The sequence below is a fragment of the Arthrobacter sp. B2I5 genome (assembly GCF_030816735.1).
Lineage (GTDB): Bacteria > Actinomycetota > Actinomycetes > Actinomycetales > Micrococcaceae > Arthrobacter.
In genome coordinates this window covers 424,312-442,766 of sequence record NZ_JAUSYF010000001.1, presented here as the reverse complement: position 1 = coordinate 442,766, position 18,455 = coordinate 424,312, and the positions used below count along the sequence as shown (strand labels likewise).

Here is an 18,455-nt window from a genome sequence, read left to right as displayed (position 1 = left end):
GGCGCTGTGCTTGGGAGCACTCCATGAGGTGTTAGTAAGTATACTTATCTATCCTGCGAAGGAGAAGTTACAGCCCCGGTCCGCGCCGCCTCAGCGCGAATCCGCCCCTTCCGGCGGAATGGGGGTGTCACTGCGCCGAACCGTATCCTGATGCAGCTCCAGGGCGCTAGTCACAAGGGCAAAATGGCTGAAGGCCTGCGGGGTATTGCCCAGCTGCCGCTTCGCTTTCACTGCCCATTCCTCGCTCAACAGCCCCACATCGTTGCGCAGGTCCAGCAGCCGCTCAAAGAGTTCGCGGGATTCCTCGGGGCGGCCCGCACCCAACAGCGCCTCCACCAGCCAGAACGAGCAGGCCAGGAACACGCCCTCGTCGCCCGGCAGGCCGTCGTCGCTCTGCTCCGGCCGGTACCGCAGCACAAAGCCGTCCTGGGTCAGCTCCCGCTGGATTGCCTCGATGGTCCCCACCACCTTGGGATCATCGGGCGGCAGGAAACCCACCCTGGGGATCAGCAGCAGGCTGGCGTCCAGCTCGGGACGGCCGTAGGACTGGACAAACGTGTTGCGCCCGGCGTCGAAGCCGTTGGCCATGATGTCCCGGCGGATCTGGTCCCGCAGCGACTCCCAGCGCTCAACGGGGCCCGGCAGGCCGGACTCGCGCACGCCCTTCACCATCCGGTCGGCGGCGACCCATGCCATGACCTTGGAGTGCGTGAAATGACGGCGCGGTCCCCGCATTTCCCACAGCCCGTTGTCCGGCTGGTCCCAGATGGTTTCGAGGTGTTCCATCAGCGCAACCTGCACGTCCCAGGCCTCATCCGTGTGCTTCAGCAGCGAGTTCCGCGTCAGCGCCAGGCAGTCAAGGACCTCACCCCACACGTCCAGCTGGAACTGCTCGGCCGCTGCGTTCCCGATCCGCACCGGTACCGAGTTCTCGTACCCCTTCAACCACGTCAATTCCATCTCCGGCAGCCGCCGTTCGCCGTGGATCCCGTACATGATCTGCAGGTCCGCGGGATCACCGGCCACAGCCCGGAGCAGCCAGTCCCGCCAGGCGGCGGCTTCCGCGGTGTAGCCGGCAGCCAACAGCGCCTGCAGGGTCATGGTGGCATCCCGCAGCCAGCAGTAGCGGTAGTCCCAGTTGCGCTGGCCCCCCGGCTGCTCCGGCAGTGACGTTGTGATTGCGGCCACGATGCCCCCGGTGGGGCCATAGGTCAGCGCCTTGAGCGTTATCAGGGAGCGGACCACGGCCTCCTGGTACTTCCCTTTGACAGTGCATTGCGAGGACCAGCCCCGCCAGAACGCAAAGGTGCTGTCAAGGACTGCTTCCGCTTCCACGGATACCGGGCGTCCCACATGGCTGGGCGCCCAGGTCAGCACGAACGGCACTTTCTCGCCCGCGTTGATGGTGAAGTCGCTGACCGTGTGCATGTTCTCGCCATGCAGCGGCGCCGGAGTGACCAGGTAGACGGCATCGGGGCCGGCGATCGCGTGCAGCCCGCGCTTGTCCTTGCGCACCCATGGGACGATGTGCCCGTAGTCGAACCTCATGACCAGCTCGCCGTGCATTTTGACGCTGCCGCTGATCCCTTCCACAATCCGGACGATGTCGGCCACGGAATCGCGCGGCGGCATGAAATCGGTGACGCGAACGGTTCCGTCCGGCGTCTCCCATTCGGTGTCCAGGATCAGGCTGCCGTCGCGGTAGCTCCGGCGCGTGCACGCACCGCCGCTTTCGGGCGCCAGGAGCCAGCGCCCGGAGTCCGGCGTGTCCAGCAGGGAATTGAAGCAGGCAGGGGAATCGAACCGCGGCAGGCAAAGCCAGTCGATCGAGCCTTCCTTGCTGACCAGTGCTCCGGTTTGAAGGTCGCCAACTACCGCATAATCTTCGATTCGCGCCATGACATTACCCTGCCACAGAGAGCTCCGAAGGGAAGGGGATGCCCAGGTGTAGCCTGAGGCAGATGGCAATCCACATCGGCACCTCCGGCTGGAGCTACGACCACTGGGAGAACGTCCTGTACCCGCCCGGGCTGCCCGTCCGGGACCGGCTCCAGTGCTATGTCGCCGAATTCAGCACGGTGGAACTGAACGCCAGCTTTTACCGGTGGCCCAGGGACACCACCTTCGCCGGCTGGAACAGGCGGCTGCCGCCGGGGTTCAGCATGTCAGTGAAAGCTCCGCGGGGACTCACCCACGCGCGCAAGCTGTATTCACCGGAAGTCTGGGTGGAGCGCATCGCCCGCTGCTGGCACGAACTCGGGGACAAGCGTGCAGTGCTCCTGGTCCAGCTGCCGCCCCAACTGGAGCGGGACGACGCCCGGCTGGACTACTTCCTCGCTGCCGTTCCCCCGTGGATCCGGGTAGCTGTGGAGTTCAGGCACCCCACCTGGGACTGCCCTGAGGTGTTTGCCCTCCTGGAGCGGCACCAGGCCGCCTACTGCATCATGAGCGGCGCCAACCTGCCGTGCATCCTGCGGACCACCGCCCCCTTCGCGTATGTCCGGCTGCACGGACCCGACCAGGAGCACCTGTACGGGGGCTCCTACGCCGACGCCGACCTCCACTGGTGGGCCGACCGGATCCGTGAGTGGGACGCCACGGGCATCGACGTCTACGCGTACTTCAACAACGACGGCGGCGGGAACGCCGTGCGGAACGCCCGGACCCTACGCACGATCCTTGGCAACAACGGCTGATGCCTGACGCTGCCCTGTGGCAGAGTGGTGGCATGGACACGGCCCCGCAGAACCCAGCCCAGGACACGGCACGCCCAGCCGTGCGGAACACGAAGGGCCACACCGCCCTTTCCGGAAGCCAGTTCTTCCGGCTGGCACACCGATTGTCGGACGCAGTCAACGACGTCCGGATCCAGCTCGCCAAGCGTTGGAACTTCGTGCCGCAGACCATCGCCTACCAGGGCTACGGCTCCACCACGCGGGTGCGCGTACTGGGCAGGGTACTGCTGACGCAGAAGCCACTGCCCGGAAGCAAAGCCGAGCACGCGGCCAGGAACGGCAACCAGAACGTCCGCGGGTGGCGGGCATTCACGGGGGTGCCCTTGCAGTTTTCCGACGTCGAAATCACCATCGGCGATGTGGTCACCCACGTCACGGCGGACCGGGGCGGACTGATCGACACCGAGGTGGACGTGCAGCTGTCCCCCGGCTGGCACACCGCGGTGCTGCGCGCTGAGGGAACCGACCCGGCGGAAGCGCTGATCCAGGTGATCGCCCCGGGCGTGGAGTTCGGCATCGTCTCCGACATCGACGATACCGTCATGGTCACAGCCCTCCCCCGGCCCTTCCTGGCCTTGTGGAACACCTTTGTGCTCAGCGAACGGGCGCGCATGGCCACGCCGGGAATGGCCGTGCTGCTGGACCGGCTGACCATCGAGCACCCGGAAGCCCCGGTCATCTACCTGTCCACCGGCCCCTGGAATGCCGCCCCGACCCTGGCACGGTTCCTGACCCGCAACATGTACCCCAAGGGCGCGCTGCTGCTGACCGACTGGGGACTGACGCAGGACCGCTGGTTCCGCAGCGGCCAGGACCACAAGCACCGCAACCTGGAGCGGCTTGCCCAGGAATTCCCGGATATGCGGTGGCTCCTGATCGGTGACAACGGGCAGCATGACGAGGCCATCTACTCGGCCTTTGCCACCGAAAACCCGGACAAGGTTGCTGCCATCGCCATCCGCCAGCTGTCCGTCAGCGAGTCCGTGTTCGCCGGCGGCCACTCCGAGGACGGTGACCACACCACCTCCCGGGTGCCGTGGATCTACTCGCCCGATGGCGCGGGCATCGCAAAGCAGCTCGCCATGCTGGACCTGCTCAAGGGCTGACCAGCCCTCACGACTACTGCGCTGTCCGTTACTTGGCGCCGGCACCCAAGGGTGCGCCGTCGTCGGGCAATTCACCTTCCAGTAGATCGCTTTCCAGGAGATCCGGAACCACTGCCTGCGCGATCGCCGCCCCGGCCGCAGCAGCCAGGTCGCGTTCCTCGATAAGTTCCTGGAACCAGAAATAGGAGGCCTTGGGCGTGCGCTCAAGCGTTTCGAAGTCCACGTGCAGGAGCCCGAACGGCTGGTTGTAGCCGGCGGACCATTCGAAGTTGTCCAGGAAGGACCACACGTAGTAGCCCCGCAGGTCCATGGATTCGGCCACGCCGCCGGGCGCCGTGGCGCGCAGGGCGGTTTCCAGGTGGTCGGAAATGTACTTCAGCCGGCGCTCGTCCGGGATGAACCGGGTGTTGGTGGACTTGTCCCGGACGATGATGTCCTCGAAGCTCGCCCCGCCCTCGGTAATGATCACGGGAGGCAGGTTGGGGTACCGCTCCGCCATCTCCTTCAGGGCCACTGCCATGTACTCCGGCTTGACCGGCCAGCCGTAGGCGGTGATGTCCGCTTCCGGCCAGGTTTCGACGTGGAACGGCGTTGCGCCGCTGCCCGTTGCGCTGAGGTCGCTGCCCATGGCCTCCGCCATGCTTGACGGCACCGTACCGCCGCCGGGGCCCGCTGCAACCTTGGTGGGCATGTAGTAGTTGAGCCCGTAGAAATCCAGGGGCTGGGAGATGACCGCCATGTCCTCTTCAGGGTGCTCGAAGGAGCTGAAGAACTTGGCCGCGCGGATGAGGTCCGGGTACTTGCCCGTCAGGACGGGATCGGCGTAGAGCCGGTTCTGGCCCAGGTCCATGAGCCCGGCACTGATCCTGTCCAACGGGTTGATCGAGTTCGGCACCATGGGCGAGTACACGTTGGTCATGCCGATCTCGCCCGGCACTTTTGCCGCGCGCAGGGCCTGGACGGCGAGCCCATGCCCCAGCAGCTGGTGGTGGACGGTGGGGAAGGCGCCGAGGGCCAGCTCCTTCCCCGGTGAGTGCAGGCCGAATGCGTAGCCATTGGCGCTGACGGTGGCCGGCTCGTTAATGGTCACCCAGCGTGCCACCCTGTCACCGAAAGCCTCCGCCACGAGCGCGGCATAGTCCCCCAGGCGGTAGCCCGTATCCCGGTTCATCCAGCCGCCCGCTTCATCCAGCTCCAGGGGCGTGTCCCAGTGGTAGATGGTGGCCATGGGCGAGATGCCGTTGGCCAGGAGCTCGTCCAGGAGCCGGTCGTAGAACGCCAGGCCTGCGCGGTTGGCCGGGCCGGTGCCGCCCGGCTGGATCCGCGGCCAGGAGAAGGAGAACCGGTACGAGTCAACGCCAAGCTGCTTCAGGAGCGCCACGTCCTGGGGCATCCGGTGGTAGTGGTCCGTGGCCACCACGGGACTGTGGTCCTCCACGATGGCACCGGGGCTGGCGGCGAACCTGTCCCAGCCCGCGGGTCCCCGGCCGTCCTCGTCCAGCGCCCCTTCAATCTGGAATGCTGCAGTTGCGACGCCAAGCGTGAACCCCGGAGGGATGAGCGCTGCGAGGTCCTTGGCGGAGATGTGCATTGGGTCCAGCCTTTGTGTCACGGGAGTCAGGGTACGTCTCAGGATGGCACAGCAGGGGTCCGCTGACGAGCAGCGACTCCGCCCCGGCCGGCGTCTACTGGGTACCGAAAAGGAACTCCTTGGCGTGCACCACTGCCTTGCGGAAGGCATCGTTGCGCAGGGTCACCAGATGTTCCGTATCGCCGTCGGACGGCTCAAGGTACCCGGTGAAGCCGGGCCGCAGGACCCAGATGTCCCCGGCCGGCGGGAGGTAGAACACGCCGAAGGAGCGCTGCTGCGTCTCGTCGGCGGTCCAGACCGGGACCACCGCCAGCGCAGCACCGGTGGCGGGGTTGATCCACTGCGCGCGCGGCAGCGGCTGTTCGTGCGCTTCCGGGTCCAGGAAGGGCGCCGTTCCCTCCCCCCACCGCTGCTCAAAGCGCTCAAAAAATGCAGGAATAAGGTGTGAATCGTAGCGCCGCCAGTCGCTCATGCAGTCTTCCGCCTCCTTGGCTGAATGGCCCTGCCCCTGTTCAGGACCAGGGCCCGCTTTCCCACCGCACCGGGGTGACGCGGATGGCTGGTCCGGACGGGCCGCCACTCCTGCGGACTTTCCGGACCGGAATAATGGTGGGCGCCGCTGCCGCCAGCGTCCTGTCATAGTCGGCGCGGCGAACCGGGTCACGCAGCACGTTGAATGCCTGCATGATCCGGAGAAGTTCGTCCCCCTGCCCGGAGTGGCCCGTCGTCGCAGGCGTGTCCCCCATCGTTTCCGTGACCCCGTAGGCCCGCCCGCCGTCCAGGTCCGGATGGTGGCTGCGCATGAGAGCCCGGTACGCGCGGGAGATTTCCTGCCGGCCGGCATCCCTGCCTACGCCCAGGATGGTGTAGTAGTCGGGAACTTCAGTCATCCCTGCCTCCTGTTTCGCCCGGCGCCCCTGCCGAAGGGCAGGGGCGCCCGGCACGAAAGCATGGTCCTAGCTCTTGATCTGGTGCTTTTCGCCCTGTTGCGTCTGGATCTCGATCCTGCGCGGCTTGGCCTGTTCGGCAACCGGGATCCGCAGGGTCAGGACGCCCTGGTCGTAGCTGGCCTTGATCTTCTCGCTGTCCAGGGTGTCACCGAGGATCAGCTGGCGGCTGAACACGCCACGGGGACGCTCAGAAGCCACCAGCTCCACGTTGGGCTGCGTGGGGTCCTGGCGCTCCGCCCGCACTGTCAGGACATTGCGTTCAACGTTCAGGTCAAGGGAGTCCACCTTCACACCGGGAAGGTCGAACGCCACAACGAATTCCCCGTCTTCCTGCCAGGCGTCCATGGGCATGGCGGCCGGGCGGGCGGCGGTGCCAAAGACCTGCTGCGTGAGCCGGTCCAGCTCACGGAACGGGTCCGTGCGCATCAACATCATTTCCCACTCCTTAGCTTCCAGGTGTTGGATCTGTGGCTACCCACCACCTGTTTAATCTATGGTGGTGAATATAGATTTTTTATAGCACCCGTGCGAAACTGAAGCAAGATTCCGGCGGCGCGATTTTTGGGAGAGACAATGGCAGATCCTGTTGCGGGACGAGCTGGCCGCTCCCCCGGCCCGCGGGCCCTGTACGCCATCTCGGTGGCAGCGGAGCTGACGGGAACCGGGCAGCAGAACATCAGGCTTTACGAAACCAAGGGGCTGCTGACGCCGGCACGGACAGCGGGCGGCACCCGGCAGTACAGCGATGACGATATTGCCGTGCTGTTGCGGATCGGCGAGCTCCTGCAGGAGGGGTTGAACCTGGCAGGCGTTGCCAAGGTCCTGGAGCTGGAGGCGGCCAACGTGAAGCTGCACAGGGCGCTCCAGCGGGCCAGGTCGCGGCCACAGTGAAGGCAGTATCCCTGCAGGAGTTTACTCGTGCGGCGACTCGGCCCTTGACAGCTCCCCGGTGATCGGCTCCCCCGGAATCCTGGCGGTCCGCCAGGTGTCCAGCGCGATGACGCCGCCGAGGATCAGCAGCGACAGCGAGAACGACGCAAGCGCATCCGTGGTCCAGTGATAGCCGAGGTACAGCCGGCTGACCACAGCGAGGACGATTCCGATTCCGGCCCCGATGAATCCAAACACTGCTGCCCGCGGGTTCCGGCGCCGGGAGAAGATGAGGTAGGTCCCCACCAGCAGGAAGTCGCAGGCTCCCAGGACGTGCCCGGACGGGAACGAGAACGTCTGGTCCGCACCGAACAGCATCTGGTCCACCGGCGGCCGGGAGCGCTGGACGATGTGGAGGATGATCTGCGAAATGATCACGCCGGTCAGCATGGCGGACGCGAGCAGGATGGGGCGCCAGGCGTGCTTCGCCGCGAATCCCCAGACAAGGATCACCACCAGCACGATGATGGGCAGTGCAATGGGGCCGAAGAACACCGCCAGGAAGATCATGATGGCAGTAACGGCGCCTGAACGCGTCGTGAGGAGCCAGTCATGCACGGGAACATCGGCAGCGGAAAGGCCGTCGGCCTGCACCACGCTGATCAGCGTGGCGATGAAGAGTGCCACCCCCACGACGGCCAGGATGATGGACGTCCGGTAAAGAGCGCGCCGGTCGGCAGGGTCCAGGTAGCGTTCCTCCACCACGAACTTCTCGTGGAAGGCATGCCACCTGCCCGCCCTTCGGTCAGAGACTGCGGAACCTGCTGATTTCTGCGCCAATGTGCTGCCCGTCCCTACGCCGCGGAAGATGCGTGCCGTGATGAATGCCTAGGGTGAAGATTATCCCGGCCTTCGGCCGTTCACTCCATCACGCCGTCAAAACGAGCCGGTGGTGAACTGCCAGCTCCGGCCCGCGAGCGGGTTTGCGGCCAGGTCCCGGATACCGGCAGTCCCCCCGGCAAGGGTCACGGTGTACCGGGTCTTGGCAGCCAGGGGCTCCTGCGGGTCCAGGATCCACTGGTTGGTGGTGCCGTTGCGGTAGGCCGATGCCGCCACCACGGCGCCGGTTACGGAGTTTTTCAGGGTGAACGTGGTGGTGCCCACGCCCTGGACTGCCTCGCTGAAGGTGGCGCTGATGTTGCTGCTCCTGCGGACCAGGAGGGCGTTGCTGCCCGGCGAGTAGCTGGTGACGGTGGGCGCCGGGCCGGTGGTGAACGTCCAGCTGGTGGAGGCCAGCGGGGTGCCTGCGGCATCACGGATGGCCGAGGTTCCGCCGGTCAGGGTGGCCGTGTAGCTTGCGTCCGGGGCAAGGTTTGCCGCCGGATCAAGGGTGGCGGTCATGGTGGTGGCGTTGTAGGTGACAGTGGCCGCGATGGTGCTGCCGCCAGCGTTCCTGAGCATGAAGGTCCCGGCGGACACACCCTGTACGGCGGCGCTGAAGGTGGCTGCTACGTTCGCACCGGAAGTGACCGCCGTGGCCTTGGCGGCTGGCGAAATGGACGTCACAGTGGGCGCAGGGGCAGGGGCAGGGGCAGGCGCCGCTGCACCGGTGTACAGCAGGCGGTTGGGAGTCCCCGTGGAAGCCCCGGCGATCACTCCGGGAGTGGCATTGGACACCAGGGCTGCAGCAACGTCAGCCGGAGTCAGGGCGGGGTTCTGCGACAGCATTACGGCGGCTGCTCCGGCGGTGTGCGGCGCGGCCATGGAGGTCCCGGACATGGATGCCGTGGCGGTGGTGGACGTGTAGTAGGCGGAGGTGATGCCCACGCCGGGAGCATAGAGGTCCACGCAGGACCCGAAGTTGGAGAAGGAAGCCTGCCGGTCGGCCGAGTCGCTGGCTGCGACGGTGATGGCCCCCGGGACGCGGGCGGGTGACGCGGTGCAGGCGTCCACGGCGGAGTTTCCGGCGGCAACCACGGTGGTGACGCCGTCGTTCAGGACCGCCTGGACGGCGGCGTCCACCGTGCTGCTGGCTGCCCCGCCCAGGCTGAGGTTGGCCACGGCGGGCGTGCCGGCGGCATGGTTCGCGGCGATCCAGTCCAGGCCTGCCACCACATCCGAGTTGTAGCCGGAGCCAGCGCAATCGAGCACCCTGACCGGTACCAGGGTGGCGCCCTTGGCCACGCCGTACGCGGTGCCGGCCACGGTTCCGGCCACGTGGGTTCCGTGGCCGTTGCAGTCAGTGGTCCCGTTGCCGTCCGCCACGGCGGTCCAGCCTGCCGTCACCCGGCCCCCGAAGTCGGTGTGCGATGCCAGGATCCCAGTGTCCACCACGTAGGCGGTCACACCGGCGCCGGCAGCTGCCCAGGAGTAGGAACCGGAGAGTGGAAGGGCACGTTGGTCCGTGCGGTCCAGGCCCCAGGGGGCGGGCTGCTCGGTCCCGGAAAGTTTGATGGGGGCGTCGGCCTCCACGGACAAGACCTTTCCGGATTTGGCCAGTGCCGCCGCCTGGGTGGGGGTGGCGGTGATGACAGCGCCGCGGATGGCGTGCTCGAAGGTGCGGCCGACGGCAAGGCCCTGGCCGCGCAGTCCGGCAACCTCTGCTGCGACGTCGGCGGTGGCGGCGTACTGGACGATGTAACGGCCGGCACCGGCAACAGGGGCGGGGGCAGCAGCTGCCGGCAGGGACGCCATGGAAAGGGCGACGGCGGAGAGCAGCGCCGTGAGGGCAGGCAGCGCGAGGAAACGGGTACGGATTTTGGGGTCCTTCAGGTGGCGGGAAAGGGGTGGCTGTACCAAAAGGATAGGAGCCGGAAGCACACGGCTTCCGGCTCCTTGGATGATCCTTCGCCAACCCTTGGCGGTTCCTGCGGACCGGTGACTATTCCTGGTTTTCCCCGGTAGCGGAGGCGGCTGCCACGTGGTTCCGCCAGCTGTGCTCGGGCTCGAAACCGAGCAGGCGCCGCGCCTTGTCGATGGAGAGCATCGTTTCGTGTTCACCCAGTTCCTTGGTGACCTTGACTCCGGGAAAGACCTCTGCGGCCAGGCCGGCGCTTGACCGGCTCATGACAGTGTCCGCGTTGGCGATGATGAAGGCTTCGAACCCCGGCTTGGCGTTCTCCAGCGCGCGCACTACTGCCTGCGCGCCGTCCCGGCCGTCGATGTAGCCCCACAGGTTCCATTTCCGCAGGGTGGCGTCGGCATCGAAGGAGGGGAATCTGGCGTAGTCCGCCTCGTCCATGACGTTGGAGAACCGCAGGCCCGTGATGCTCAGTTCCGGGTCCCACCGCGTCATCTCCACGGCCATCTGCTCCTCGAGGCGCTTCACCAGCGAGTAAGTGCTTTCCGGCCGCGGCGGGTATTCCTCATCCACCGGGATGTAGGGCGGGTCGATGTCGAACGGCAGGCCCAGCACGGTCTCGCTGGAGGCATACACCACCTTCTTGATGCCGGCGCGCCGTGCAGCCTGGAAAACGTTGTAGGTGGAGAGCATGTTGTTCTCGAAGGTGGCTGCGTCCGGAAGGATGCCCGGGGCGGGAATGGCACCAAGGTGCACCACGGCGTCGAACCCGTTGTGCCGGTCATCCACGCCCAGCAAGGCGTCCACTACCTCGCCGTAGTTGCGCAGGTCCACCACCAGCAGCTCCGGACTCCGGGCACCCGCCCGGTCCAGCGTGAGGACCTGGTGGCCGTCATCGACCAGCCGGCGCACCACATGCCGCCCCAGTTTTCCGCTTCCGCCTGTAACGGCAATTCTCATCACTGTTTCCTTTTGCTCGAGTGCGTTCACCGTGCGGTGTTTCGGTCAGGACCGGGGCCGCGGGGCGGCAAGGAACTGTTCGACGGCGGCGATCGCCAGGGCGGTAATCCCGCCCGCGTCCCCGCTGCCGTTGACGGACACAAGAATGCCCCGGCCCGCGTACACCGAGACTACTTCATGCGTCTGCCGGTGGTAGAGGTCCAGCCGGCGCCTGAAGACGTCGATGGTGTCATCCGTGCGCCCCTGCTCCAGGGCGCGGCGTTGCATGCGCTGTTCCAGTTCCGCGTCAGGCGCCTGGAGCTCAATGACGGCATCCAGCCCATGCCGCTGTGCCGCAAGCATGCGGTCGAGTTCCGTGGCCTGTTGCGCTGTCCGCGGATAGCCGTCCAGCAGGAACCCCTGCACCGCGTCGCGCTCGAGGAGGCGGTCCCTGACCAGCGCGTTGGTGAGGTGGTCCGGGACGAAATGGCCGTCGTCCAGGTACTTGGCGGCCTGGTTCCCCAGTTCGGTCTGCCGGGTGACGTTGCTGCGGAAAATGTCCCCCGTGGAAACGGCCGGGACCCGGAAATGCCGCGCCAGGTGTTCGGCCTGCGTTCCCTTGCCGGACCCGGGCGGGCCGATAATGAGCAGCCTGGTCATGTTCCTGTCCCTCCGCCGCCGGGCAGCCGTTGGTCCCAGGGCCAGCCCGCAGCAGTACCGGCGCCTGCTTCATTGTGCCGGTACTGCCTGGCCCCGCGCCAGCCTTCATCCCGTTCCAGGGCGGCGAATATGACGCTGTGGGCGGCCCGGGAATGTATATACTTCTGGTTATCGGTTTAGCAGCAGGCCGTTGGAAAGTTCGTCGATCCAGCGACCATCACCGGCCCCCACCCAGTTGCGGGGGTTCGCGTGTTGCCGGCTCGTTTTGACCTGAACGAATGGCACCAGAAAACCGTGGCCAGCGAGTCAACAGCAAAAACTGATACATCGATTACCGAGCACCTGCATGAACTAGTCCTCAACAGCTCCGACGTTGAGGACTTCCTTAATGAACTGGCACAAGTCTCCGCACGCAATCTCTCCGAGCCCGGCGACGAAATGCTGTGCGCCATCGCCCTTCTCCGGCAGCGCAAAGCCGCCACGGTGGCAAGCAGCAGCCAGGAGGCGAAGTCGATTGGACGGCTTGAACACAGCTTCAGCGACACCCCGGGCCTGACGGCTTCCACCGTCCAGGAGATTGTCCACGCCCCGGACCTCACCGCCGACGGCCGTTGGCCGGACTACTCCACGGCCGCCATTGCCCAAGGGGTCCGCTCCGTGGCAGCGGTTCCGTTCCGGCTTGAAGGGGAAACCAAGGCGTCCCTGCTGTTGTACTCCCGCCGCGCTCACCGGTTCGAAGGCCGGGTGCTGAAGTTCGCCGAGGATTTCGTCAGCCAGACATCGCTGGCGCTCCGCCTCGCGGTGCGGTTTGCCCATTACAGCGAAACGGCCGCGAACCTCCGGGCCACACTTGAGTCCCGCACGGTTATCGACATGGCTGTGGGCATCATCATGGCCCAGAACCGGTGCAGCCAGCAGGACGCTTTCGACATCCTGAAGACCGCTTCCAGCACCCGCAACACCAAGCTGCATGACGTGGCAGCCGCCGTGGTCAACGCCTTGGGACAGGGACCGGCACGGACGCATTACGACGGTTAGCTTTACAACTGGTGCGGCCGTCCGCAGGCGGCTTTTCCGCCGGTAGACTGGTGCCAACTTTTCGCCGGGGGGCTTGATGGAACAGCAGCGTGTTTGCCTTGTCGTGGAAGATGACGACGATATCAGCGGACTGATCGAAGTGGTCCTGTCACAGGCGGGTTTTGAGGTCAGGACCGTGGGCACGGGGGCTGGGGCCATCGCCGCCGCGGCCGATCCCGCCATTGCACTGGTGACCCTTGACCTTGGCCTGCCGGACATGGACGGGCACGTGGTGGCCCGCGCCATCCGGGAGGTCAGCAGCGCGCCCCTGCTGTTCCTGACGGCCCGTTCGGAGGGTGACGACGTTCTGGCGGGCATGGCATCGGGGGCTGCCGGCTACCTCACCAAGCCTTTCCGGCCGCGGGAGCTCAGGGAGCTCGCAGGACAGCTCGCGGCGTCGACGCCGCCGGTTTCACAGGAGCCGCACATAACGGGCAAATCCTGCTGCTAAGTTCGCCTCCTAGAAATGAGGCATGACACCTCAGCAGCGATCAGCACGAAAACCCGGACGCGTCCGCCGGGCCGTCACGGCAGGAGCGGTAGCCTTCACGCTGTCCGCCGGAGGGGCAGCCGCCTGGGCAGTTGACCGGTACGTTGTCCCGCACGTCGAGATCTCCGACGTCTCCGCCTACCAGGCCGGCCAGGCAGGCACGACGGCGGACACCTCCGCCGCCTCCAGCGGCACCGGCGGCGCGGTCACCACCGACACCACCTACGTCTCCGATTCTTCCAACATCTCGATCTCCAAGGTGACCACCGGCAGCGGCGACAGCACCGTCACCTACTACGTTGCCGACGTCGTCCTGTCCGACGCCACGGCGCTGCAGTCCGCGTTCGCCAACAACAGCTTCGGCGAAAACATCACCGAAAACACGTCCGCCATGGCAGCAGACAACAATGCCGTGTTCGCCATCAACGGCGATTACTACGGCTTCCGCGATACCGGGATCGTCATCCGCAACGGCGTGGTGTTCCGGGATGCCGGGGCGCGCCAGGGGCTGGCTTTCTACCGGGACGGGACCGTGAAGGTCTACGACGAGACCACCACCACCGCAGCCCAACTGGTGGCCGACGGTGTGTGGAACACCCTCTCCTTCGGCCCGTCCCTGCTGGATAACGGCCAGGTGGCGGCCGGGATCGAGGACGTGGAGGTGGACACCAACTTCGGCAACCATTCCATCCAGGGCGAACAGCCCCGCAGCGCCGTGGGCATCATCGACCAGAACCACCTGGTGTTCGTGGTGGTGGACGGGCGGAGCCCCGGCTACAGCGCAGGAGTCACCATGACCGGCCTGGCCGAAATCATGCAGGGCCTGGGCGCCACCACCGCGTACAACATCGACGGCGGCGGCTCCTCCACCATGTACTTCAACGGGTCCCTGGTGAACAATCCGCTGGGCCAGAACAAGGAACGCGGCACCTCCGACATCCTCTACATCGGGCAGTAGGAACAGCCATGGTCATCCTGATCCCGGCCTTCGAGCCGGACCGGCAGCTTCCCGCCCTGGTCCGTTCCATCCGCGGCACCAGGCCGGACGTACCAATCGTGGTGGTGGATGACGGCAGCGGGCCCGCCTTCCGGGACGTGTTCGACGACGTCAGGACACTTGGGTGCCACGTCATCGGCTACGCCCGCAACCGGGGAAAGGGCTTTGCCCTCAGGGCGGGATTCGGCTTCATCGTGGACAACCTGCCCGGCCGGGACGTGGTGTGCTCGGACAGCGACGGGCAGCACACCGTGGCGGACATCCTGCGGGTGGCGGACCGGCTGCTGGCCAACCGGGACGTGGAATGGGGACACTCCACCATGGTGCTGGGCGCCAGGAGCTTCACCGGGAACGTCCCGGCCAGGAGCCGCCTGGGCAACACCGCCACCGGTCTGCTCTTTGCCCTGGCCACCGGCGAGCGCATTCCGGATACCCAGACGGGCCTCCGGGGCTACCCCGCCGCAATGCTTCCCTGGCTCCGCTCAGTCCAGGGTGACCGCTACGAGTACGAGTTGAACCTGTTGCTCGAGGCACAGAACAACGGCTATTCCATCGAATCCCTCACCATCGCCACGGTCTACCTGGACCACAACTCCGGCTCGCATTTCCGGCCGTTCGCGGACTCGGCCAGGATCTATGCGCCGCTCCTGAAGTTCCTCGCCTCCTCCTTCACAGCCTTTCTGGTGGACACCGTGGTGTTTGTCCTGCTCACCGTGGCCATCGATTCCCTGCTGCTGGCGGTGGTCGGCGCCAGGGCCGTGAGCTCCGCGGTGAACTTCCTGGTCAACCGGCGGCTGGTGTTTGAGCACGGCAGGGACAGTTCGGCCGGTAAGGCGGGCGTCCGCTACTTCAGCCTGGTGGCCGTGCTGCTGGCCGCCAACTTCGGGCTTGTCTGGGCCCTTGAAGCCGCCAGGGTGCCGGCCCTTCCGGCGAAAGTCCTGGCCGAGGCCGCGCTCCTTGCCGTCAGCTTCGCCGTGCAGCAGCGCTTCCTTTTTACCCGCCGGACCGCCACGGGAGCGCCCGGCAGTTCCCGGTCCCGGACTCATATTTCCGCCTAGGGCCCGGCACAGCCCCGGCACAGTTTGGCCGGGCAATGTCTATACCAGCCCGCCGTTACCACCCGGAGAACTTCACATGAACCAGCTTCTTTTCATCACCGCGGACCTCGCAGCCATCAGCATCCTCACCTTTGCCCTGTACCTGCGCAGGCACCGCCGCCGTGACCTGGTGGTGTCCTACCTGGGCATGAACGTGGGCGTCCTGGCCGTGGCCACGGCCCTTTCCGGTTCCGCAGCAGGCCTTGGCCTTGGACTGGGGCTCTTTGGGGTCCTGTCCATCATCCGGCTGCGCTCCACGGAACTGGCCCAGCACGAGGTTGCCTACTACTTCTCCGCCCTGGCCCTGGGCCTCATCGCCGGACTGGGAATCGAACCGCTGTGGCTGACCGGATCCCTGATGGGGCTGATCCTGCTGGTGATGTTCATCGGCGACCATCCGCGGGTGCTGCCGGCCTACCGGCACCAGACAGTCATCCTGGACCGCGCCATTTCCGAAGACGGCGAACTCCGCGCCCGGCTGGAAGAGGTCCTCCACGGGAAGGTCCACTCGGCCACCATCTCAGAGCTGGACCTGGTGAACGACAAGACCATCGTGGATGTCCGGTTCGCCTACATCCCGGCCGCAGTCCCTGCCATGCCCCGCCGTGCCTACGCCGGCCCCTCCCCTGCCCAGGCACCCATCCAAGAAGCCGTCCAAGCACCCGTCCAGGCAGGTGCCGCATGAGCACCCTGGTGGACACCGCCGTCGGCCACCTCGATTTCCTGCCGTCCGTCAGCCTTGAGGAACTCAACGCCCAGGCGGCACTGCAGACGCGGGTTGACCGGAAGTATGTGGTTCCGCTCGAGGTGGCCGGCCGGCTGCTTGCGACCGTCCGCACCGGAATGCGCGTCCTGGACATGGCCGGCTCCCGCAGCTTCGCCTACGACTCCGTCTACTTCGATACCGCCGCGCTTGACAGTTACCTGCTGGCTGCACACGGCCGGCGCCGCCGCTACAAGGTCCGCACCAGGACCTATGTGGACAGCGCTTTGAGCTTCCTTGAGGTGAAAACCGAGGGATCGCGTGAGGCAACGGTCAAGGAACGCATCCCGTACAGCCTTGGCGACCGGACCCGTCTGACCCCCGAGGGCCTGGCCTACATCCGGGAAACCCTCAGCGCAGCCGGGATTAAAGTACCCGCACTGCCCCTGGAACCCGTGCTGGTAACCCGCTACGACCGGACCACGCTGTACCTGCCGGAGTCGGGCAGCCGCGCCACCATCGACACTGACGTGACCTGGCAGCGTCCGGAGCACCAGCCCTGGGTCCTGCACGGCGCCGTCATCCTGGAAACGAAGTCGGGCTCCACGGCCGGGCCCCTGGACCGGCACCTCTGGGCCGCCGGCGTCAGGCCCTCCCGGATCTCGAAATTCGCCACCGGGATGGCGGCGCTGCGTCCCGGGCTTCCCGCCAACCGCTGGAACCGGACCCTGCGCCACCTGGCGCTGCGCCCCGTTCCACCCGCCTGACCACCCACACCGACTGCCTCCTGCCTTCCCCCACACGTCAAAGGACACCCCATGAAGAAAATCCGCTCCTACCTGTCCGTCGCCGCCCTGGCCCTCTCGCTTGGTCTCGCCGGCTGCTCCACCGCCGGCACCAGCACAGGCAGCACCTCGTCCGCCGGCGGCACCTCGTCCACCGCTGCAACCGGCGCCACTGCCGCCGTCGCCCTGGATACCGTGGCGGAGGACACGCACTACGATGCCGACGACCTCACCTGGGACGCCGCCAGCGAGGGAGCCGTGACCCTGGCGGACGGCGCCAGCAGCGTTGCCGCGGGGTCGGACGCCGTGAAGGTGGACGGCGACACGGTCACCATCAGCGCCGCCGGCACCTACCGCCTCAGCGGGTCCCTGGCCAACGGCCGCATTGTGGTGGCTGCGGGCGATCAGGACACGGTCCGCATCATCCTGGACGGCGCCAGCATCTCAAGCGCGGACGGCTCACCGTTCGTGGTCCAGAGCGCCGACGAAGCCATTCTCTACCTGGCGGACGGCACCTCCAGCTCCCTGAGCGACGCCACCAACTACGCGGACCAGGGCACCGACGCGCCCAACGCCGCCCTCTACTCCAAGGCCGACCTGACCATCGCGGGCAGCGGATCCCTGAACGTGAACGGCAACTTCAACGACGGCATCTCGTCGAAAGATGGGCTGGTCCTCGCATCCGGCAACGTCACCGTGAAGGCAAAGGACGACGGCATCGTGGGCAAGGACTACGCCGTCCTGCTGGACGGGGCATACCAGGTGACCGCCGGGGACGACGGCTTCAAGTCCGACAACGACCAGGACGAGGGCCGCGGCTGGGTGCTGCTCAACGGCGGCACCCTGAACGTCTCCGCAACGGATGACGGCATCAAGGCCTACGACACGCTGACCATAGCGGGCGGGACCGCCACCGTCGCCAAATCCGATGAGGGCCTGGAGGCCCAGCACATCGTGGTCTCCGGCGGCGCCACCACGGTCACGTCCAACGACGACGGCGTGAACGCCTCGGGCGGGTCTTCCACCTCCGGCGGGGGCGGCATGGGCGGCGGAGGCATGGAGGTGGGTGACTACAGCGTGGACGTCACCGGCGGCACCCTGACCATCAATGCGCAGGGTGACGGCCTGGACTCCAACGGCAACGCCGGCATCTCGGGCGGCACCGTGGTGGTCAACGGTCCCACAGCCAACAACAACGGTGCCCTGGACGTCAACGGCGAGCTGACGGTTACCGGCGGTACCGTTGCGGCGGCCGGCAGTTCGGGCATGGCGGTGGCACCGGGCGATTCCTCCACGCAGTCAGGCGTGCAGGTGACGCTGGGGTCCCCGGTTCCGGCCGGGACCGTGATCCAGCTTGCCGATTCGGCCGGCAACGTGGTGGCCGCGTTCACCACCACCAAGGCCACGGCCTCCCTGGTCTTCTCCTCACCTGACATTGCCAAGGGCCAGCAGTACACCGTCTACACCGGCGGCACGGCCACTACGGCCGCCGGGATCGGCGCCGGCAGCCTGGACGGGGCCAAGCAGGTGGGGACGGTGACAGCCGGCCAGTACACCGCGTCCCAGGGCCCGGGCGGCGGTGGCGGGCCGCGCTGGTAGTCCCGGAAAACAGATGGCGACGGCGGGAACCCGCCGTCGCCATCCGCGTTTGCCGA

The 18,455-nt window shown here is 66.7% G+C and carries 19 protein-coding genes; 10 read left to right on the top strand and 9 right to left on the bottom strand.

All coding sequences use genetic code 11. The features are described from left to right. Window positions 1-90 precede the first annotated feature (90 nt). Window positions 91-1,917 (bottom strand): glycoside hydrolase family 15 protein, encoded by a 1,827-nt coding sequence (locus tag QFZ60_RS02075; RefSeq protein ID WP_307093177.1) that lies wholly within the window; start codon window positions 1,915-1,917, stop codon window positions 91-93. 44 nt (window positions 1,918-1,961) lie between these two features. On the opposite strand from QFZ60_RS02075, the gene QFZ60_RS02070 reads away from it, so the two are divergent. Beyond that, window positions 1,962-2,696, top strand: coding sequence for a DUF72 domain-containing protein (locus QFZ60_RS02070; RefSeq protein WP_307087705.1), 735 nt, complete (start codon window positions 1,962-1,964; stop codon window positions 2,694-2,696). 32 nt (window positions 2,697-2,728) lie between these two features. Further along, a complete protein-coding gene (locus QFZ60_RS02065; RefSeq protein WP_373427655.1) occupies window positions 2,729-3,841 on the top strand; it encodes an App1 family protein in 1,113 nt (370 codons plus the stop codon). A 28-nt stretch (window positions 3,842-3,869) separates the two neighbouring features. On the opposite strand, the gene QFZ60_RS02060 is transcribed toward QFZ60_RS02065, so the two are convergent. The 4 genes from QFZ60_RS02060 to QFZ60_RS02045 all read right to left on the bottom strand — a co-directional run bounded on the left by QFZ60_RS02060 (window position 3,870) and on the right by QFZ60_RS02045 (window position 6,814). Then, on the bottom strand, window positions 3,870-5,432 hold the full coding sequence (locus tag QFZ60_RS02060; protein ID WP_307093176.1) for a glycoside hydrolase family 1 protein: 1,563 nt from the start codon (window positions 5,430-5,432) through the stop codon (window positions 3,870-3,872). 94 nt (window positions 5,433-5,526) lie between these two features. Continuing rightward, entirely contained in the window at window positions 5,527-5,904 is a 378-nt protein-coding gene (locus tag QFZ60_RS02055) for a hypothetical protein (RefSeq protein WP_307087701.1), read from the bottom strand. A gap of 40 nt (window positions 5,905-5,944) precedes the next feature. Beyond that, window positions 5,945-6,322, bottom strand: coding sequence for a J domain-containing protein (locus QFZ60_RS02050; RefSeq protein ID WP_307087699.1), 378 nt, complete (start codon window positions 6,320-6,322; stop codon window positions 5,945-5,947). A 66-nt stretch (window positions 6,323-6,388) separates the two neighbouring features. Next, the gene (locus QFZ60_RS02045; protein ID WP_307093175.1) at window positions 6,389-6,814 is read right to left on the bottom strand and encodes an Hsp20/alpha crystallin family protein; all 426 of its coding nucleotides are present in this window, start codon (window positions 6,812-6,814) and stop codon (window positions 6,389-6,391) included. A gap of 141 nt (window positions 6,815-6,955) precedes the next feature. On the opposite strand from QFZ60_RS02045, the gene QFZ60_RS02040 reads away from it, so the two are divergent. Beyond that, window positions 6,956-7,273: a MerR family transcriptional regulator gene (locus QFZ60_RS02040; RefSeq protein WP_142117716.1), complete on the top strand. Its 318-nt coding sequence runs from the start codon at window positions 6,956-6,958 to the stop codon at window positions 7,271-7,273. Between the two features lie 21 nt (window positions 7,274-7,294). Here the strand turns inward: QFZ60_RS02040 and QFZ60_RS02035 are convergent, their stop codons facing one another. From QFZ60_RS02035 to QFZ60_RS02020, 4 genes are all read right to left on the bottom strand, one after another. Continuing rightward, window positions 7,295-8,092 carry a phosphatase PAP2 family protein gene (locus QFZ60_RS02035; RefSeq protein WP_307087696.1) on the bottom strand — a complete coding sequence of 266 codons (798 nt, stop codon included), beginning with the start codon at window positions 8,090-8,092 and terminating at the stop codon, window positions 7,295-7,297. A 96-nt stretch (window positions 8,093-8,188) separates the two neighbouring features. Then, window positions 8,189-10,072 (bottom strand): S8 family serine peptidase, encoded by a 1,884-nt coding sequence (locus tag QFZ60_RS02030; RefSeq protein WP_307087693.1) that lies wholly within the window; start codon window positions 10,070-10,072, stop codon window positions 8,189-8,191. 61 nt (window positions 10,073-10,133) lie between these two features. Then, a complete protein-coding gene (locus QFZ60_RS02025) occupies window positions 10,134-11,012 on the bottom strand; it encodes an NAD(P)-dependent oxidoreductase (protein WP_307087691.1) in 879 nt (292 codons plus the stop codon). 45 nt (window positions 11,013-11,057) lie between these two features. Continuing rightward, window positions 11,058-11,651, bottom strand: coding sequence for an adenylate kinase (locus QFZ60_RS02020; RefSeq protein ID WP_307087689.1), 594 nt, complete (start codon window positions 11,649-11,651; stop codon window positions 11,058-11,060). Between the two features lie 294 nt (window positions 11,652-11,945). Between QFZ60_RS02020 and QFZ60_RS02015 the strand changes: the two genes are divergently transcribed. The 7 genes from QFZ60_RS02015 (at window position 11,946) to QFZ60_RS01985 (ending at window position 18,399) form a co-directional block, all read left to right on the top strand. Further along, a complete protein-coding gene (locus QFZ60_RS02015) occupies window positions 11,946-12,689 on the top strand; it encodes a GAF and ANTAR domain-containing protein (protein WP_142122508.1) in 744 nt (247 codons plus the stop codon). Window positions 12,690-12,765: 76 nt separating this feature from the next. Continuing rightward, entirely contained in the window at window positions 12,766-13,179 is a 414-nt protein-coding gene (locus QFZ60_RS02010; protein WP_142117720.1) for a response regulator transcription factor, read from the top strand. 22 nt (window positions 13,180-13,201) lie between these two features. Further along, the gene (locus tag QFZ60_RS02005; RefSeq protein ID WP_307087685.1) at window positions 13,202-14,176 is read left to right on the top strand and encodes a phosphodiester glycosidase family protein; all 975 of its coding nucleotides are present in this window, start codon (window positions 13,202-13,204) and stop codon (window positions 14,174-14,176) included. 8 nt (window positions 14,177-14,184) lie between these two features. After that, window positions 14,185-15,273: a bifunctional glycosyltransferase family 2/GtrA family protein gene (locus tag QFZ60_RS02000; RefSeq protein ID WP_307087683.1), complete on the top strand. Its 1,089-nt coding sequence runs from the start codon at window positions 14,185-14,187 to the stop codon at window positions 15,271-15,273. A 76-nt stretch (window positions 15,274-15,349) separates the two neighbouring features. Continuing rightward, entirely contained in the window at window positions 15,350-15,997 is a 648-nt protein-coding gene (locus QFZ60_RS01995) for a DUF4956 domain-containing protein (RefSeq protein ID WP_307087681.1), read from the top strand. Further along, a complete protein-coding gene (locus QFZ60_RS01990; protein ID WP_307087679.1) occupies window positions 15,994-16,782 on the top strand; it encodes a polyphosphate polymerase domain-containing protein in 789 nt (262 codons plus the stop codon). Before QFZ60_RS01995 ends, QFZ60_RS01990 begins: the two co-directional genes overlap by 4 nt. Window positions 16,783-16,833: 51 nt before the next feature. Then, window positions 16,834-18,399 carry a carbohydrate-binding domain-containing protein gene (locus QFZ60_RS01985; RefSeq protein ID WP_307087677.1) on the top strand — a complete coding sequence of 522 codons (1,566 nt, stop codon included), beginning with the start codon at window positions 16,834-16,836 and terminating at the stop codon, window positions 18,397-18,399. The last annotated feature ends 56 nt before the right edge of the window (window positions 18,400-18,455 follow it).

What these genes read in the sequence shown, in the direction of transcription:
- QFZ60_RS02070 (WP_307087705.1), top strand. Translation starts at nt 1,962, where the DNA reads ATGGCAATCCACATCGGCACCTCCGGCTGGAGCTACGACCACTGGGAG.
- QFZ60_RS02020 (WP_307087689.1), bottom strand. Translation starts at nt 11,651, where the DNA reads ATGACCAGGCTGCTCATTATCGGCCCGCCCGGGTCCGGCAAGGGAACG.
- QFZ60_RS02040 (WP_142117716.1), top strand. Translation starts at nt 6,956, where the DNA reads ATGGCAGATCCTGTTGCGGGACGAGCTGGCCGCTCCCCCGGCCCGCGG.
- QFZ60_RS02025 (WP_307087691.1), bottom strand. Translation starts at nt 11,012, where the DNA reads ATGAGAATTGCCGTTACAGGCGGAAGCGGAAAACTGGGGCGGCATGTG.
- QFZ60_RS02000 (WP_307087683.1), top strand. Translation starts at nt 14,185, where the DNA reads ATGGTCATCCTGATCCCGGCCTTCGAGCCGGACCGGCAGCTTCCCGCC.
- QFZ60_RS02050 (WP_307087699.1), bottom strand. Translation starts at nt 6,322, where the DNA reads ATGACTGAAGTTCCCGACTACTACACCATCCTGGGCGTAGGCAGGGAT.
- QFZ60_RS02055 (WP_307087701.1), bottom strand. Translation starts at nt 5,904, where the DNA reads ATGAGCGACTGGCGGCGCTACGATTCACACCTTATTCCTGCATTTTTT.
- QFZ60_RS02005 (WP_307087685.1), top strand. Translation starts at nt 13,202, where the DNA reads ATGACACCTCAGCAGCGATCAGCACGAAAACCCGGACGCGTCCGCCGG.
- QFZ60_RS02060 (WP_307093176.1), bottom strand. Translation starts at nt 5,432, where the DNA reads ATGCACATCTCCGCCAAGGACCTCGCAGCGCTCATCCCTCCGGGGTTC.
- QFZ60_RS02065 (WP_373427655.1), top strand. Translation starts at nt 2,729, where the DNA reads ATGGACACGGCCCCGCAGAACCCAGCCCAGGACACGGCACGCCCAGCC.
- QFZ60_RS01995 (WP_307087681.1), top strand. Translation starts at nt 15,350, where the DNA reads ATGAACCAGCTTCTTTTCATCACCGCGGACCTCGCAGCCATCAGCATC.
- QFZ60_RS01990 (WP_307087679.1), top strand. Translation starts at nt 15,994, where the DNA reads ATGAGCACCCTGGTGGACACCGCCGTCGGCCACCTCGATTTCCTGCCG.
- QFZ60_RS02010 (WP_142117720.1), top strand. Translation starts at nt 12,766, where the DNA reads ATGGAACAGCAGCGTGTTTGCCTTGTCGTGGAAGATGACGACGATATC.
- QFZ60_RS01985 (WP_307087677.1), top strand. Translation starts at nt 16,834, where the DNA reads ATGAAGAAAATCCGCTCCTACCTGTCCGTCGCCGCCCTGGCCCTCTCG.
- QFZ60_RS02045 (WP_307093175.1), bottom strand. Translation starts at nt 6,814, where the DNA reads ATGTTGATGCGCACGGACCCGTTCCGTGAGCTGGACCGGCTCACGCAG.